General features: G+C 75.1%; 16 protein-coding genes. 14 read left to right on the forward strand and 2 right to left on the reverse strand.

The features are described from left to right. Nucleotides 1-104: 104 nt before the first annotated feature. From tatA to ACFV4F_RS22140, 12 genes are all read left to right on the forward strand, one after another. Complete coding sequence (gene tatA, locus ACFV4F_RS22085; protein ID WP_380444385.1) at nt 105-395, forward strand: Sec-independent protein translocase subunit TatA; 291 nt, start codon at nt 105-107, stop codon at nt 393-395. Nucleotides 396-522: 127 nt separating this feature from the next. Continuing rightward, nucleotides 523-1,413 (forward strand): twin-arginine translocase subunit TatC, encoded by an 891-nt coding sequence (gene tatC / locus ACFV4F_RS22090; protein WP_380444404.1) that lies wholly within the window; start codon nt 523-525, stop codon nt 1,411-1,413. Between the two features lie 139 nt (nt 1,414-1,552). Next, on the forward strand, nt 1,553-2,713 hold the full coding sequence (locus ACFV4F_RS22095; protein ID WP_380444383.1) for an NAD(P)/FAD-dependent oxidoreductase: 1,161 nt from the start codon (nt 1,553-1,555) through the stop codon (nt 2,711-2,713). A 36-nt stretch (nt 2,714-2,749) separates the two neighbouring features. Further along, nucleotides 2,750-3,067, forward strand: coding sequence for a (2Fe-2S)-binding protein (locus ACFV4F_RS22100; protein WP_380444381.1), 318 nt, complete (start codon nt 2,750-2,752; stop codon nt 3,065-3,067). A gap of 112 nt (nt 3,068-3,179) precedes the next feature. Beyond that, nucleotides 3,180-4,550 (forward strand): NAD(P)/FAD-dependent oxidoreductase, encoded by a 1,371-nt coding sequence (locus ACFV4F_RS22105; protein ID WP_380504696.1) that lies wholly within the window; start codon nt 3,180-3,182, stop codon nt 4,548-4,550. A gap of 136 nt (nt 4,551-4,686) precedes the next feature. Beyond that, complete coding sequence (locus tag ACFV4F_RS22110) at nt 4,687-5,550, forward strand: dihydrodipicolinate synthase family protein (protein ID WP_380444402.1); 864 nt, start codon at nt 4,687-4,689, stop codon at nt 5,548-5,550. Between the two features lie 62 nt (nt 5,551-5,612). Then, nucleotides 5,613-6,617 carry a proline racemase family protein gene (locus tag ACFV4F_RS22115; RefSeq protein ID WP_380444378.1) on the forward strand — a complete coding sequence of 335 codons (1,005 nt, stop codon included), beginning with the start codon at nt 5,613-5,615 and terminating at the stop codon, nt 6,615-6,617. Nucleotides 6,618-6,657: 40 nt separating this feature from the next. Beyond that, nucleotides 6,658-8,022: an aldehyde dehydrogenase family protein gene (locus ACFV4F_RS22120; protein ID WP_380444376.1), complete on the forward strand. Its 1,365-nt coding sequence runs from the start codon at nt 6,658-6,660 to the stop codon at nt 8,020-8,022. Beyond that, the gene (locus ACFV4F_RS22125) at nt 8,022-9,050 is read left to right on the forward strand and encodes a proline racemase family protein (RefSeq protein WP_380444374.1); all 1,029 of its coding nucleotides are present in this window, start codon (nt 8,022-8,024) and stop codon (nt 9,048-9,050) included. The genes ACFV4F_RS22120 and ACFV4F_RS22125 overlap by 1 nt, the downstream gene beginning before the upstream one ends. Continuing rightward, nucleotides 9,047-9,994 (forward strand): ornithine cyclodeaminase family protein, encoded by a 948-nt coding sequence (locus tag ACFV4F_RS22130; protein ID WP_380494379.1) that lies wholly within the window; start codon nt 9,047-9,049, stop codon nt 9,992-9,994. The genes ACFV4F_RS22125 and ACFV4F_RS22130 overlap by 4 nt, the downstream gene beginning before the upstream one ends. Before the next feature lie 145 nt (nt 9,995-10,139). After that, on the forward strand, nt 10,140-10,850 hold the full coding sequence (locus ACFV4F_RS22135) for a GntR family transcriptional regulator (RefSeq protein ID WP_380444370.1): 711 nt from the start codon (nt 10,140-10,142) through the stop codon (nt 10,848-10,850). 100 nt (nt 10,851-10,950) lie between these two features. Then, the gene (locus tag ACFV4F_RS22140) at nt 10,951-11,547 is read left to right on the forward strand and encodes a Uma2 family endonuclease (protein ID WP_380504699.1); all 597 of its coding nucleotides are present in this window, start codon (nt 10,951-10,953) and stop codon (nt 11,545-11,547) included. Here the strand turns inward: ACFV4F_RS22140 and ACFV4F_RS22145 are convergent. Both ACFV4F_RS22145 and ACFV4F_RS22150 read right to left on the reverse strand, forming a co-directional pair. After that, complete coding sequence (locus ACFV4F_RS22145; protein WP_380504702.1) at nt 11,477-12,208, reverse strand: ABC transporter ATP-binding protein; 732 nt, start codon at nt 12,206-12,208, stop codon at nt 11,477-11,479. The genes ACFV4F_RS22140 and ACFV4F_RS22145 overlap by 71 nt on opposite strands. After that, a complete protein-coding gene (locus tag ACFV4F_RS22150) occupies nt 12,205-13,281 on the reverse strand; it encodes an ABC transporter permease (RefSeq protein ID WP_380444365.1) in 1,077 nt (358 codons plus the stop codon). The genes ACFV4F_RS22145 and ACFV4F_RS22150 overlap by 4 nt, the downstream gene beginning before the upstream one ends. A gap of 162 nt (nt 13,282-13,443) precedes the next feature. Here ACFV4F_RS22150 and ACFV4F_RS22155 point away from each other — a divergent pair, with 162 nt between their 5' ends. Next, nucleotides 13,444-14,691 (forward strand): sensor histidine kinase, encoded by a 1,248-nt coding sequence (locus ACFV4F_RS22155; RefSeq protein WP_380504705.1) that lies wholly within the window; start codon nt 13,444-13,446, stop codon nt 14,689-14,691. Then, the gene (locus tag ACFV4F_RS22160; RefSeq protein ID WP_380444361.1) at nt 14,688-15,320 is read left to right on the forward strand and encodes a response regulator; all 633 of its coding nucleotides are present in this window, start codon (nt 14,688-14,690) and stop codon (nt 15,318-15,320) included. Before ACFV4F_RS22155 ends, ACFV4F_RS22160 begins: the two co-directional genes overlap by 4 nt. The last annotated feature ends 37 nt before the right edge of the window (nt 15,321-15,357 follow it).

Genomic DNA, 15,357 nt, shown 5'->3' on the forward strand with positions numbered 1-15,357 from the left:
GCCGCTGTCCTTGTTCGGGCGGACGTCGTCGGGGTGTCATCCGCAGCGGTTACCATCCGCCGCGGGCGGTCCGCCGGTGCCGCGTTGACTGAAGGTGGTCGAGCATGCGCATCTCGATGACCGCGATCGTCGTGGTCGTGGTAATCGCCATCGTGCTTTTCGGTGCCAAGCGGCTGCCCGATCTGGCGCGCTCGCTCGGCCAGTCGATGCGGATCCTCAAGAGCGAGGCCAAGGCGATGCGCACGGACGGCGAGGCCGCGGAGCCCGCGCCGGCGCCGCCGGTGAGCGGCGGTGCGGCCAAGACCATCCAGACCGCGCCCGGTGCCACCGGCACGGCCCGGCCGGTGGCCGAGCCCGCCGAGCGGCCCGCCGCGGACGGCGACCGGCCGCACTGAGCGCGGCGCACGTGACGCACGCGACCACGGAGGCCCGTCGACCGGCGGGCCTCGACGCACGAGTTGAGGACCGGGGTTGAGCAAGCTCTCCAAGGCGCCGAAGGCGTCCAAGGATCCTGAGGGGCGGATGGCCCTCGCCGATCACCTGCGGGAACTGCGCAATCGCGTGGTCAAGTCGGTCATCGCGATCGTGCTGATCACCATCGTCGCGGCGATCTACCACAAGCCGATCGAACACTTCCTGCTGGAGCCGCTGCCGCAGTGCACCCCGGACACGGCCGACCAGTTCGACGGGAAGTGCGCTCAGGTCTCGACGATCGGTCTGACCTCCGGTTTCACCTGGATGCTCCAGGTGGCACTGACGGCCGGTGTGGTGGGCGCCGTGCCGGTCTGGCTGTGGCAGGTGTGGGCCTTCGTGGCGCCGGGTCTGCACCGGCACGAGAAGAAGTACACGGTCATCTTCATGGCGGCCGGGGCGCCGCTGTTCCTGGCCGGCGTGGGCTGCGCCATCCTGACGCTGCCGACCACGGTCCAGGTGCTGATCTCGTTCACCCCGGACAAGACCACGCCGATCCTGCCGCCCAACGACTACTTCGACATCGCCACCCGCATGGTGCTGGTCTTCGGCGCGGCCTTCGAGTTCCCGCTGCTGCTGGTCATGATGAACATGGTCGGCATGGTCACCGGCAAGCGGCTGCTCGGCTGGTGGCGCGGGATGGTCATGGGCATCACGGTGTTCGCCGCGTTCGCCACCCCGAGCGCCGACCCGGTCAGCATGCTGGTGCTGGCCGCGCCGATCTGGGCGCTGTACTTCGCCGCGGTGGGCATCGCGCTGTTCAACGACCGGCGCAAGCGCCGCAACAACCCGGACGCGGACCTGGACGACGAGGAGGCCTCGCACGTGGACCTCTCGGTCGAGACGGTCGCGGGAGCGGAGGCCATCGAGGCTTCGTCGGCGCCGGCGGCGAGTGCTCCGGTGCCGGCCGCGCGCCGGGAGCAGATGGACGACATCACCTGATCCGTTGATCCGCTGATCGCCGGCCCCGGCCCGTCGCACCCCGTGTGCGGCGGGCCGGGGCTTTTGCGTCGCTTGGGTCCGGTTCGCGTTTCGTCGCGGCACTCTTGGCAGGGCTGATGGCATGTGACATATTACTGCCGTGCCCAAGACCTGGAGACCTCCCCTGGACGTCGTCGTGGTCGGCGCCGGAGTCGTCGGCGCCGCCTGCGCCTACTACGCGGCCCGCGCCGGGCTCGCCGTCGCCGTCGTCGACCGCGGGCCGGTGGCCGGCGGCACCACCGGCGCCGGCGAGGGCAACCTGCTGGTCTCCGACAAGGAGCCCGGGCCCGAGCTCGACCTCGCGCTGCTCAGCACCCGGCTGTGGCGCGAGCTCGCCGGGGAACTCGGCGCCGCCGTGGAGTACGAGGCCAAGGGGGGCCTGGTCGTCGCCCAGGCCGCGGCCGGGCAGGAAGCCCTGCGCGCCTTCGCCGCGCGCCAGGCGGCCGCCGGGGTGGTCGCCGAGGAGGTGCCCGCCGAGCGGCTGCGGGAGCTGGAACCGCACCTCTCGCCGGGCATGGCCGGCGGCTTCCACTACCCGCAGGACGCCCAGGTGCAGCCCGCCCTCGCCGCCGCCCACCTGCTGCGCGCGGCCCGGCGGATGGGCGCGGAACTGATCACCGGCGAGACCGTCCGGACCGTCCGCCGGGGGGCGGACGGCGCCGTCCTCGGCGTCGGGACCGACCGGCGGCGGCTGGACGCGCCCGCCGTCGTCAACGCCGCCGGGACGTGGGGCGGGGAGCTCGCCGCGCTGGCCGGGGTGCACCTGCCCGTCCTGCCCAGGCGCGGGTTCGTCCTCGTCACCGAGCCGCTGCCGCGGATCGTGCGGCACAAGGTCTACGCCGCCGACTACGTCGCCAACGTGGCCAGCGGGTCGGCCGGGCTGGAGACCTCGGCCGTGGTCGAGGGCACGCCCGGCGGGCCGGTGCTGATCGGCGCCAGCCGGGAGCGGGTCGGCTTCGACCGGACGCTCTCCCGGGAGGTGCTGCGGCGGCTCGCCGCGCAGGCGGCCGAACTGTTCCCGGTGCTCGCGGACGTCGCCGTGATGCGCGCCTACCGGGGATTCCGCCCCTACCTGCCGGACCACCTGCCGGCGGTCGGCGCCGACCCGCGCGTACCCGGGCTCTACCACGCGTGCGGGCACGAGGGCGCCGGGATCGGGCTCGCCCCGGCGACCGGGCTGCTGATCGCCGAACAACTGACCGGCAAGCAGCCGGAGTTCGACCTCACGCCATTCCGGGCCGACCGATTCCCGGCCGCCTGACCCGCACTTCCCCCGACCGGATTGGAGAGGCCCTCGATGCGCCGCCGCACACCCGCCGAGCTGGTCGGGGCCGAGCCCGGGCCCGCCCACCACATCGACTTCGACGGACGGCCCGTGCCCGCGCTGCCCGGCCAGTCGATCGCCGCCGCGCTCTGGGCCGACGGCGTCCTCGCCTGGCGCACCACCCGGGCCGGCGGGCGGCCCCGCGGGGCGTTCTGCGGGATCGGCGCCTGCTTCGACTGCCTCGCCACCGTCGACGGCCGCCCCAACCAGCGCACCTGCCTGCTCCCCGCCGAGCCCGGCACCACCGTCACCACCCAGGAGGGCCACGGCCGTGCCGACCTCGCCGTCTGAACCATTCGAGCCGTTCGAGCCGTCAGGTCCGCCAGCGCCGTCAGGTCCGTCAGCGCCGTCAGGGCCGGTCGAGCCGCCGGAAGCGGCGCAGCCCTTCCCGTACGACCTCGCGGTGATCGGGGCCGGCCCGGCCGGGCTCGCCGCCGCCGTCACCGCCGCCGACCTCGGGCTGCGCTGCGCGCTGCTCGACGGGGGCCGGCAGACCGGCGGCCAGTACTACCGCCACCCCGCGCCCGGCCTCCGGGCCGCCCGGCCCGACCGGCTGCACCACGGCTGGTCCGTCTACGCCGACCTGGCCGGCCGGCTCGCCGCGCACGAGCGGACCGGGCAGGTGCGCTTCCTCGGCGGCCACCAGGTGTGGGCGCTGGAGCGCACCGGCGACGGACTCGCCGCGCACGTCACCCTCGGGCCGGAGGCCGGTGACCGGACCACCGTGCGGGCCGCCGCCGTGCTGCTCGCCACCGGCGCGTACGAGCGGCAGCTGCCCTTCCCCGGCTGGACCCTGCCCGGGGTCGTGACCGCGGGCGGCGCCCAGGCCATGCTCAAGGCCGGGCTGGTGCTGCCCGGCCGGCGGATCGTCGTGGCCGGCAGCGGGCCGCTGCTGCTCGCGGCGGCGTCCTCGCTGGTCACCGCCGGGGCCGAGGTGCCCGCGGTGGTCGAGGCCGGCGACTACCTCGGCTACGCGCGGCGCCCCGGCGTGCTGGCGGCCGTTCCCGCCAAGCTCGTCGAGGGCGCCGGGCACGGCGGCGCGCTGCTGCGCCACCGGGTGCGGCTGCGCCCGCGCAGCGCCGTCGTCGAGGCGCACGGCACCGACCGGGTCACCGCCGTCACGGTGGTCCGGCTGGACGCCGACTGGCGGCCGGTGCCCGGCACCGGCCGCCGGATCGCCTGCGACGCGCTCGCCGTCGGCCACGGCCTGCTGCCGCAGATCGAGCTCGCGACCGAGCTCGGCGCGGACACCGTGACCGGCCCGGACGGCGCGGTCGCGCTGCGGGTGGACGCCCGGCTGCGCACCAGCGTCCCCGGCCTGTGGTCGGCGGGGGAGACCAACGGCGTGGGCGGCGCGGACCTCGCGGTCGCGGAGGGCGCGCTGGCCGCGCACGCGGTCGCCGGCCGCACCCCGGAGCCGGCCCTGCTGCGCCGCCGGGCCCGGCGGCGGGCCTTCGCCGCCCTGATGGCCGCCGCCCACCGGCCCGGCCCCGGCTGGACGGACTGGCTGCGCCCGGACACCGACGTGTGCCGGTGCGAGGAGGTGCCGGTGGCGGCGATCCGGGAGGCGGTGGACGAGCTGGGCGCGGGGGACCCGCGGACCGTCAAGCTGCTGACCCGCGCGGGGATGGGGTGGTGCCAGGGCCGGATGTGCGGTCCGGCGGTGGCCTGCCTGTCCGGCGCCGGCGGGGCCTCCGGTCACGGGGGTGCGGGGCCCGACCGGCGGCCGTTCGCCTGCCCGGTGCCGCTCTCGCAGTTGGCGGCCGGCGACTGAGCCGGGCCCGACCGAACACGGGGGCCGGGGACTCTTGTCTCCGGCCCGTCCCCACTAATAAAATGTCACACCTCACCAAGGAGTCATCATCGTGTCCCACACCCCGCACGACACCACCCGGCCCTGGCGCGGCATCATGGTCGCCACCGCGATCCCGCTGCGCCAGGACCTCTCCGTCGACTACGACGCCTACGCCGAGCACGTCCGCTGGCTGATCGACAACGGCTGCGACGGCGTCGTCCCCAACGGCTCGCTCGGCGAGTACCAGACGCTCACCGACGACGAGCGCGCCCGCATCGTCCGGGTGGCCGTCGAGGCGGCCGGCGACGGCGCCCGCGTCATGCCCGGCGTCGCCGCGTACGGGAGCGCCGAGTCCCGCCGCTGGGCCGAGCAGGCCGCGGAGGCGGGCGCCGGCTCCGTCCTGCTGCTGCCGCCGAACGCGTACCGGGCCGACCACGACGCCGTCCGCGCGCACTACGCCGAGGTGGCCCGGGCGGGCGTGCCGGTCGTCGCGTACAACAACCCGATCGACACCAAGGTCGACCTCGTGCCCGCGCTGCTCGCCGAACTGCACGCCGAGGGCTCGATCGTCGCGGTCAAGGAGTTCAGCGGCGACGTCCGCCGGGCCTACGAGATCGCCGAACTCGCGCCCGGGCTCGACCTGCTGATCGGCGCGGACGACGTGCTGCTGGAGCTCGCGCTGGCCGGCGCGGTCGGCTGGATCGCCGGCTACCCGAACGCGCTGCCGGAGGCCTCGGCGGCGCTCTACAAGGCCGCCGTCGCGCACGACCTGGAGACCGCGCTGCCGCTCTACCGGGCGCTGCACCCGCTGCTGCGCTGGGACTCCAAGACCGAGTTCGTCCAGGCCATCAAGCTCTCGATGGACATCGCCGGGCGCCCCGGCGGGCCCGTCCGGCCGCCGCGGCGGCCGCTGGGGGCCGAGGCCGACGCGGCCGTCCGGGCCGCCACCGAGAAGGCGCTGGCCGAGGGCCTGTCCTGAATCCGTAGCCGACGAGCCGGCTGACGGGGCAGCCGGCCCATCCTCCGAGGGAGTTCCGACACATGCGCAGCCGTCACGTGTTCCACGCCGTCGACTCGCACACCGAGGGCATGCCGACCCGGGTCGTCACCGGCGGGTTCGGTGTCGTCCCGGGTGCCACCATGGCCGAGCGCCGGGTGCACTTCCAGCAGCACCTGGACCACTTCCGCACCCTGCTGATGTACGAGCCGCGCGGGCACGCCGCGATGAGCGGCGCGATCCTGCAGCCGCCGACCCGGCCGGACGCCGACTACGGGGTGCTGTTCATCGAGGTCTCCGGGCTGCTGCCGATGTGCGGGCACGGCACGATCGGTGTCGCCACCGTGCTGGTGGAGACCGGGATGGTGCCGGTCGTCGAGCCGGTGACGACCGTGCGGCTGGACACGCCCGCCGGGCTCGTGGTCGCCGAGGTGCGGGTCGAGGACGGCGCGGCCAAGGCCGTGACCATCCGCAACGTGGCCTCGTACGCCGTCGCGCTCGACCGCAAGATCGACGTGCCCGGGTACGGGACGGTCAGCTACGACCTCGCCTACGGCGGCAACTTCTACGCCATCCTGCCGCTCGCCGAGTTCGGGCTGCCGTTCGAGCGCGAGCGCAAGCAGGACATCCTCACCGCCGGGCTGGCCCTGATGGACGCCATCAACGCCGGCCCCGAGCGGCCGGTGCACCCGGAGAACCCGTCCTTCCACAGCTGCCACCACGTGCAACTGCTCGCCCCCGGCTCGACCGCCGAGCACTCGCGGCACGCGATGGCCATCCACCCCGGCTGGTTCGACCGCTCGCCGTGCGGCACCGGCACCTCGGCGCGGATGGCGCAGCTGCACGCGCGCGGCGAACTGCCGCTCGGGCGGGACTTCCGCAACGACTCCTTCATCGGGACCACCTTCACCGGGCGGCTGGTCGAGGAGACCGAGGTGGCCGGGCGGCCCGCGGTGGTGCCGACCGTCACCGGGCGGGCCTGGGTGACCGGCACCGCCCAGTACTTCCTCGACCCCACCGACCCGTTCCCCGCCGGCTTCCTGCTGTGACGGAGCCTGCTGTGACGCTCCACCCGAAGGGCTTCTGGCTGTGACCATCACCTCGTACAACCCCGCCGACCCCGCGGACCTCGTCGTCGCCGTCGACGAACCCGGCGCCGACGCCGTCCGGGCCGCCGTCGCGCGGGCCCGCGGCGCCCAGGCGCGGTGGCTCGCCGCGGGCGCCGGTGCCCGGTCGGCCGCGCTCGGCCGGATCGCCGACGCGGTCGAGGCGCACGCGGAGGAGCTGGCCTCGCTGGTCGTGCGCGAGGTCGGCAAGCCGCTCGCCGAGGCGCGCGGCGAGGTCGCCAGGACGGCGGCGATCTGGCGGTACTACGCGCAGGCGCCGTACGCGCCCTCCGGGGCCGTGCACGAGACCGCCGGCGGGCCCGGGCTGCTGCTCACCCGGCGGCGGCCGCACGGGGTGGCCGGGCTGATCGCGCCGTGGAACTTCCCGCTGGCGATCCCGAGCTGGAAGGCCGCGCCGGCGCTGGCGGTCGGCAACGCCGCGGTGCTCAAGCCGGCCCCGGAGGCGACCGCGTGCGCGCTGCGGCTGGCCGAACTGGTGGCGCTCGCCGGGCTGCCGGCGGACGTGCTCACGGTGCTGCCGGGCGGCGCGGAGGAGGGCGCGGCGCTGGTCGACGCGGCGGACGTGGTGTCGTTCACCGGCTCCACCGGGGTCGGCCGGGCCGTCGTGCGGGCGGCCACCGAGCGCGGCGTGCCCGTGCAGGCCGAACTCGGCGGGCTGAACGCGGCGCTGGTGCTGCCGGACGCCGACATCGCGCAGGCCGCCGGGCACATCGCCGCCGCCGTCGCCGGGTACGCGGGGCAGAAGTGCACCGCCACCAGCCGGGTGATCGCGGTCGGCGAGGCGTACGAGCCGCTGCGGGACGCGCTGGTCAAGGCGCTGGAGGCGGCGGACGACGCGGTCTGCGGGCCCGTCATCAACGCCGCGGCCCGGGACCGGCTGACGGGGGCCGTCGAGTCGGCCGTGGCCGCCGGGGCCGAACTGCTCACCGGCGGACGGGTGCCCGCGCGGGCCGGCTGGTACGTCGAACCGGCGCTGCTCACCGGGGTGCCCGCCGAACACCCGCTGGCGCGCGAGGAGTTCTTCGGCCCGGTCGCCGTGCTGCACGCCGCGCCCGACCTCGACGCGGCGATCGCGCTCGCCAACGACACCCCGCACGGCCTCGCCACCTCGGTGCACAGCCGCAGTCTGGACGTCGCCCTGGCGGCCGCCGACCGGCTGGACGCGGGCATGATCCGGATCAACGCGCCGTCCAGCGGCGTCGACTTCCACCTGCCGTTCGGCGGCGCCAAGGGCGCGAGCCACGGGGAGCGCGAGCAGGGGCAGGCGGCGCTCGACTTCTACACCGTCGGGCGGACGGTCAGCGTGCTGCCCGCCGGGGGTGTGTGATGTACGTCCGGACCGTCGACTACCACACGGCCGGCGAGCCGTTCCGGATCGTGCTGGACGGCGCCCCGGTGATCCCCGGGGACAGCGTCGCCGAGCGGCGGGCCATCGCGATCGGCGCGGGCGGCAGTGCCACCGCGCCCCGGCCGGGTGCGCTGGACGACGTCCGCCGGCTGCTCGGCCGCGAACCGCGCGGGCACGCCGGGATGTACGGCGGGTTCCTGGTGCCGCCGGACGACGACGAGGCGCACCTGGGCGTCCTGTTCTGGCACAAGGACGGCTACTCGACGGCCTGCGGGCACGGCACCATCGCGCTCGGCGCGTGGGCGGTCGACTCCGGGCTGGTCGCGGCCCCCGCGGACGGCGTGGCGCGGGTGCGGATCGACGTGCCGTCGGGGCGCGTCACGGCCCTCGTCCACCGGGCCGGCGGGCGCACCACCGGGGTGACCTTCCGCAACGTGCCGTCGCGGGTGAGCGCGCCGAAGCTGGCGGTGGCGACCTCGCGCGGCACCGTGGAGGTCGCGGTGGCGCACGCCGGGGCCTGCTACGCCTCGGTGTCGGCGGCGGCGCTGGGCCTGACCGTCGACACCGCCCGGCTGCCGGAACTCACCGCCGCAGGGCGGGAGATCAGGCGGGCGCTGGAGGGTTCGGAGGCGGTGGCGCATCCGTCGGACCCGCGGCTCTCGGGCGTGTACGGGGTCGTGCTGTACGACGAACTCCCCTGGGACGGCGAAGGGTTGAGCCAGCGGAACGTCACCGTCTTCGCGGACGGGCAGATCGACCGCTCGCCCTGCGGCTCCGGCACCTCAGCCCGGCTCGCGGTGCTCGCGGCCGAGGGGCGGCTCGCGCCGGGCGAGGAGCTGCGGCACGAGTCGGTCATCGGGACGGTGTTCCACGGGCGGGTGCTGCCGGGCGGCGACCCGCTGGGCTCCGGCGTCGTCACGGAGGTGACGGGGACGGCGCACCGCACCGGGGAACACGGATTCGTGCTGGAAGAAGGGGACGGGCTCGGGGCAGGATTCCTGCTGTGACTTCTTCTGACGCGAATTACTCCGTACCGCCCGGCACGGCGACCGAGCCGCTCCGGTACGCCGTGTCGGGCACCGGGTCCGTCACGCCCGCCCGGGCCGCCGGCGCGGTCGAGCGGATGCTGCTCGACGGGTTCGACCCCGAGGCCGCGCCCGTCCGCACCGGGGTGCCCGTCCCGGCCGGCGAACTGCTGATGATGCCCGCCGCCGCCGGGCGGTACGCGGGCGTCAAGATCGCCGGTGTCGCGCCCGCCAACCCCGGGCGCGGCCTGCCCCGGATCACCGGCAGCTACCTCCTGCTCGACGGGCCCACCCTCCAGCCCGTCGCGCTGCTCGACGGCGCCGCGCTCACCGCGCTGCGCACGCCCGCCGTCACCGCCGTCGCCCTGCGCCGGCTCGCCCCGCCGGAGGCCGCGCACCTCGTGCTGTTCGGCGCCGGGCCGCAGGCGTACGGGCACCTCGACGCGCTGCTCGCGATCCGGCCGCTGACCCGGCTCACCGTGGTCGCGCGCAGCGCCGGGCCCGCCGAGGCGCTGGCCGCGTACGGGCGGGGGCTCGGGCTGGCGGCCTCGGTCGGCGGGCCGGAGGCCGTCGCGGCGGCGGACGTGGTGGTGTGCTGCACCACCGCGCGCACGCCGCTGTTCGACGGCGCGCTGGTGCCCGCGCACGCGGCCGTCGCGGCGGTCGGCTCGCACGAGCCGGACGCGCGGGAGGTGGACGCCGCGCTGGTCGGGCGGGCCGAACTCTACGTCGAGGCGCGGGCGGTGGCGGCCCGCGAGGCCGGGGACCTGATCATGGCGGGGGTCTCCGGACGCCAGGTGTGGAACCTGGCCGAGCTGGTGCGCGGCGACGTCCACGTGCCGGCGGACCGGCCGCGGTTCTTCAAGAGCGTCGGCATGGCCTGGGAGGACCTGGCCGTGGCGGCGGAGGTGCACGCGGGCGGCTGAGGACGGCGGGTTCCGTGGGCCGCCGGCCGTTGTCACGGCCGGCGGCCGCTGCCACGATGAGCTGCGGCTCGAATCGCGGACCGTTGCGCACGCACCGTAACGTGACATTGTACGCTGGTGTTCTGCACCGACCCGGAGGAACACCATGGCCGAGCTCAAGTCCCGCACCCTGATCTCCGTGCAGGAGCGGCTCCGCGACCAGGTCGCCCACGCACTGCGCGCCGCCCTGATCTCCGGGGAGCTGCGCCCCGGCGTCGTCTACTCCGCGCCCGCGCTCGCCGCCGACTTCGGCGTCTCCGCCACGCCGGTGCGCGAGGCCATGCTCGACCTCGCCCGCGAGGGCCTGGTGGAGGCCGTCCGCAACAAGGGCTTCCGGGTCACCGAACTCACCGAGCGGGACCTCGACGACTACACCGAGATCCGCGCCCTCATCGAGGTCCCGACCGTCGGCCGGGTCACCCGCACGGCCACCGCCGAGCAGCTGGAGCGGCTGCGCCCGCAGGCCGAGGCGATCGTGGCCGCCGCGCGCAAGCACGATCTGATCGGCTACCTGGAGGCGGACCGCCAGTTCCACCTCGACCTGCTGGGCCTCGCGGGCAACGCGCGGCTGGTGGACGTGGTGGGGGACCTGCGCAAGCGCTCGCGGCTGTACGGGCTGAACCGCCTCGACGAGCGCGGCGAGCTGGTGTCCTCGGCGGAGGAGCACCTGGAGCTGCTGGACCTGATGCTGTCGGGCGACGCGGAGGCGGCGGAGGCCTGCATGACGCGGCACCTGAGCCACGTGCGGTCCCTGTGGGCGAACGGCCAGGAGGCCCAGGAGGAGCCCCGCACGGCGCTGCGGCTGCGGGCGCGGTAGAGGCTAAACCACTCGTTCGGGTGAGGGGTGAAGATCGGGCGTCGGAAGGCGTCTGCGTCCTACGATGATGTTCTCGACATCGGCAGTCAGGAGGAACTCCATGTCCGCCGCAGCAGTGGAAGAACCGATGGGGCAGCTGACGCTGCTCGAAGCCGCCGAGCTGATCTCGAACCAGTTCGCCGGGCATCGGGTCGAGATCGTCGGGAGCCAGATCACCGTGACGCCGCCGCCGGATGTTTCGCACGGTAAGTCGCTGAGTCGCCTCATGCGGGTACTTTTTGCGGCCGGCCTCGATGGGGACGAGGTCGACGTTCTGCAGAACGTGGGCATCTGGTTGCCGGACGGGCCCTCGGATTATGCGGTGCCCGATCTGTCGATCGTCGATGCCGACATTGATGATCACCTGATCGAGTACAACTGTTACGACCCAGCGGCGTTCCGTCTCGTGCTGGAGGTCACGTCGTCGAACGTCAGTGACGACCTGAAGAAGAAGCCCTTTGCGTACGCCGAGGCTGAAGTGCCCGTCTACGTCATCGTGGACCGGAAGAACCAGCGCGTCATGGTGCTCACCGACCCCAAGGACGGCGAGTACCGGGTACACGCCGTCCATCACCCCGGGCAGTCGTTCACATTGCCGGAGTCGATCGGGGCATCGGTGACGCTAGCGGTGGACGACGTACTGGCTGCGAAGAAGTAGTCAGCCGGCCGTCGTGGACCTCGGCGATCTCGTCGACGGCGGTCAGGTGGGTGCGGTCGTGGGTGACCAGGATCGTCGCCGTCGCGCGCTGGTGGGTGAGGGTGGTAATCAGGTCGAGGACGGCCGCTCCGCGCTCGTGGTCGAGGGCGCTGGTGGGTTCGTCGATCAGGAGGACCTTCGGGTCGTTCATCAACGCCCTTGCGATGTTGACGCGTTGGCGCTGGCCGCCGGAGAGCTGGTGCGGGCGGCGGTGGGCCTGGTCGCGCAGGTCGACGGCGTCGAGGAGTTCGAGGGCGCGGGGGAGGGCGGCGCGCGGGGAGCGGCCGTCGAGGTGGGCCATCACCTGGAGTTGCTCGACCGCCGAGAGGGACGGCAGCAGGTTGGCCTGCTGGAAGACGATGCCGATGCGGGTGCGGCGCAGCGCGGTGAGTTCGGCGCGGGTGAGGCCGGTGGTGTCGGTGCCGTCCACGACGACCCGGCCGGAGTCGGGGGCGATGAGGGTCGCGGCGACGGCGAGCAGGCTGGACTTGCCGGAGCCGGACGGGCCGACCACGGCGGTGATGGTGCCCGCGGGGACGGTCAGGGAGACGTCGTCGAGGGCGGTGAGCCGGCCGTCGCCGTCCGGGTAGGTCAGGGTGACGTGGTCGAGGTGGAGGGTCATCGGGCGCTCCCGAGGGCGGTCAGCGGGTCGACGGAGGTGATCCGGCGGATGGACAGGGCCGCGCCGACGGCGCCGAGGGCGATCATCACGGCGGCGGGCAGCAGCAGGGTCGGGGCGTCCAGGACGAACGGGACGGCGGAGCCGATCAGCGAGCCCGCTCCCAGGGCGATCGCGGTGCCCGCCGCGGTGCCGAGCACCAGCAGCAGGACGGCCTGGCCGAGCGCGTCCCGCAGCAGGTAGCGGGTGGAGGCGCCGAGGGCCTTGAGGACGGCGACGTCGCCGCTGCGCTGGATCGTCCAGACCGTGAAGAACGCGCCGATGACCAGGGCGGAGATGGCGAACAGGAAGCCGCGCATCAGCTGCAGCGAGCCGTTCTCGGAGGTGTAGGAGCCGATCGCGGCGAGCGCGTCGTCGCGGGTGCGGGTCTCGGTGCCGAGGCGGGCGTCGGCCGCGCCGAGGTCGGCGCCCTTCGCGGCGGTGAGAGCGATGACCGTCGCGTGGCCGGTGCCGCCGGGGGCGAACGCCTGCCAGTCGGCGAGGCTGGTCCAGATCACGGGGGTGTGGCTGTAGGCGGCGTCGCCGTCGACGGCGGCGACGGTGAGCGGGTGGCCGGCCATCGTGAAGCCGGCGCCGGCCGTCAGCCCGCCGAGGTTCGCGGCGGCGGTCTTCGACAGCACCGCCTGGCCGGCGGTGATGCGGGCGCCCTGCGGGGCCAGCCCGGAGCCGTCCGGGACGCCGAACGCGGAGAGTGCCGCGGTGCGCTGCCCGGCGGCGGCCTTGGTGGTGGTGATGCCGAGCGGCTGGGCGGAGGTCACGCCCGGCTCGTGTGACCAGGCCTGCCACTGCTCCGGGGTGACCTGGGAGTCGGTGAAGGACAGCTGCTGCCCGTCGGCGGGCCGTCCGAACACCAGGTGGTCGGCCGGCAGGCCGGTGATCGCCGAGACGTTCTGCCGGCCGAGCCCGGCGGTCAGCCCGGACAACAGGCCGACCAGCACGGTGATCAGCACGATGACGGTCCCCATCAGGGCGAACCGCCCCTTGGCGAACCCCAGGTCCCTCCAGGCGACGAACACGACGGGCCTCTCTGCACGAAACGACTGTGTGCCCACACCGTCGCCGGGAAGGGGGCCCGCGGGCATCGCACGGGGGATTGCATCCTCGGCATCGAAGGGCAGAAGCGGAGTTCAACCTTTTGATTGATGCCGGGCCCGCGACGCGGAACTTAGGCTGGACGGATGGCGACCGAACGTTTCCGCACCACCCCCGTCGCCCGCGTCCTCCAGGTCTGCCTGCACCTGCTCGTGGCGGGCCTGCTCGTCCTCGCCGTCGCCCGCGCCTTCACCGGCCGCGACGGCGACCCGGCGTCCGTGACCGCCGCCGCCACCGCCATGGGCGCCGCCTACGCGGCCGGGCCGAGGCTCGCGGTCATCCGCCGCTCGCGCCGGGCGGCCGCGCTGTGGCTCGCGCTGCTCGGCGTCACCTGGGCGGGCGTGCTCGTGGCCACGCAGGACGGGGTGTGGCTGGCGTTCCCGCTGTACTTCCTCGAACTGCACCTGCTCGGCCGCCGGGGCGGACTCGCCGCCGTCGGGCTGACCGCCGCCGCCGCGATCGCCGCGTGGTCCTGGCACCAGCACACCTTCAGCGTGGCCGCGTCGATCGGGCCCGCGCTCGGCGCCGCCGTCGCCACCGCGACCGTCCTCGGCTACCAGGCGCTGTACCGGGAGAGCGAGGAGCGCCGCCGGCTGATCGACGAGCTCACCGCCGCCCGCGCCGACCTCGCCACCGCCCACCACGCCGCCGGGGTGCTCGCCGAGCGCGAACGCCTCGCCCGGGAGATCCACGACACCCTCGCGCAGAGCCTCAGCAGCATCCAGCTGCTGCTCCGGGCCGCCCAGCGGGCCCTGCCGGAGCGCACGGACGCCGCGGCCGGCTACGTCGAGCAGGCCCGGCAGGCCGCCCAGGACAACCTCGACGAGGCCCGGCGCTTCGTCCGCGCGCTCACCCCGCCCGCGCTCGACGGCGACCCGCTGCCCGTCGCGTTGGAGCGGCTGTGCGCCACCACGACGGCGCACAGCGGGCTGCCCGTCCACCTGCACGTCTCCGGGGAGGCGGTGCGGCTGCCGGTGCCGCAGGAGGTCGCGCTGCTGCGGATCGCGCAGTCGGCGCTCGGCAACACCGTCCGGCACGCGCGGGCCTCGCACGCCGAGGTGACGCTCAGCTACATGGAGGGCGAGGTGGCACTCGACGTGTTCGACGACGGGGCCGGGTTCGATCCGGCGGCGCTCCCGGGGCGCCCGGCGCGCGACGACGGCGGGTTCGGGCTGCCGTCGATGGGGGCCCGGGCCCGGGCGCTCGGCGGCACCTTCACGGTGGAGTCGGCGCCCGGCGAGGGCACGGCGCTCGCCGTGCTGCTGCCGGTGCCGGCCGTGCCGGCCGTGCCGCCGGTTCAGCCGGGGTTCCCGGCGACGGAGGTGGGGGCGTGATCAGGCTGCTGCTGGCGGACGACCACCCGGTGGTGCGGGCCGGGCTGCGGGCCGTCCTGGAGGGCGAACCGGACTTCACGATCGTCGGGGAGGCGGCGACCGCCGAACGGGCGGTCGAGCTGGCCTCCGCGGGCGGGGTCGACGTCGTGCTCATGGACCTCCAGTTCGGGCCCGGCTCGGCGATGAACGGTGCCCAGGCCACGGCCGAGATCACCGCCCGCGCGGGGGCGCCGCGGGTGCTCGTCGTCACGACGTACGACACGGACGCGGACACCCTGCCCGCCCTGGAGGCCGGCGCCACCGGGTACCTGCTGAAGGACGCCCCGCCGGAGGAGCTCGCCCAGGCGGTGCGGGCCGCGGCGGCGGGCCGGACGGCGCTCGCGCCGACCGTCGCGGACCGGCTGCTGGAGCGGATGCGGACGCCCGCGGCGTCGCTCAGCAACCGGGAGATCGAGGTGCTGGGACTCGTCGCGGACGGGCTGACCAACCAGCAGGTGAGCCAGCGGCTGCACCTGAGCCAGGCCACGGTGAAGTCGCATCTGGTGCACATCTACACGAAGTTGGGGGTCGACTCGCGCACGGCGGCGGTGCGGGAGGCGCGCGGCCGGGGGCTGATCCGGCGGGCGTAGGGTGGGGCGGGTTCGAACCGTTCTCCGGAGTGGAGGA

The organism is Kitasatospora sp. NPDC059722, from assembly GCF_042733235.1.
Lineage (GTDB): Bacteria > Actinomycetota > Actinomycetes > Streptomycetales > Streptomycetaceae > Kitasatospora.

Bases quoted from the DNA above. Each gene is read 5' to 3' on its own strand.
- ACFV4F_RS22140 (WP_380504699.1), top strand. From the start codon at position 10,951: ATGTCCGCCGCAGCAGTGGAAGAACCGATGGGGCAGCTGACGCTGCTC.
- ACFV4F_RS22145 (WP_380504702.1), bottom strand. From the start codon at position 12,208: ATGACCCTCCACCTCGACCACGTCACCCTGACCTACCCGGACGGCGAC.
- ACFV4F_RS22135 (WP_380444370.1), top strand. From the start codon at position 10,140: ATGGCCGAGCTCAAGTCCCGCACCCTGATCTCCGTGCAGGAGCGGCTC.
- ACFV4F_RS22155 (WP_380504705.1), top strand. From the start codon at position 13,444: ATGGCGACCGAACGTTTCCGCACCACCCCCGTCGCCCGCGTCCTCCAG.
- tatA (WP_380444385.1), top strand. From the start codon at position 105: ATGCGCATCTCGATGACCGCGATCGTCGTGGTCGTGGTAATCGCCATC.
- ACFV4F_RS22100 (WP_380444381.1), top strand. From the start codon at position 2,750: ATGCGCCGCCGCACACCCGCCGAGCTGGTCGGGGCCGAGCCCGGGCCC.
- ACFV4F_RS22110 (WP_380444402.1), top strand. From the start codon at position 4,687: ATGGTCGCCACCGCGATCCCGCTGCGCCAGGACCTCTCCGTCGACTAC.
- ACFV4F_RS22115 (WP_380444378.1), top strand. From the start codon at position 5,613: ATGCGCAGCCGTCACGTGTTCCACGCCGTCGACTCGCACACCGAGGGC.
- ACFV4F_RS22125 (WP_380444374.1), top strand. From the start codon at position 8,022: ATGTACGTCCGGACCGTCGACTACCACACGGCCGGCGAGCCGTTCCGG.
- tatC (WP_380444404.1), top strand. From the start codon at position 523: ATGGCCCTCGCCGATCACCTGCGGGAACTGCGCAATCGCGTGGTCAAG.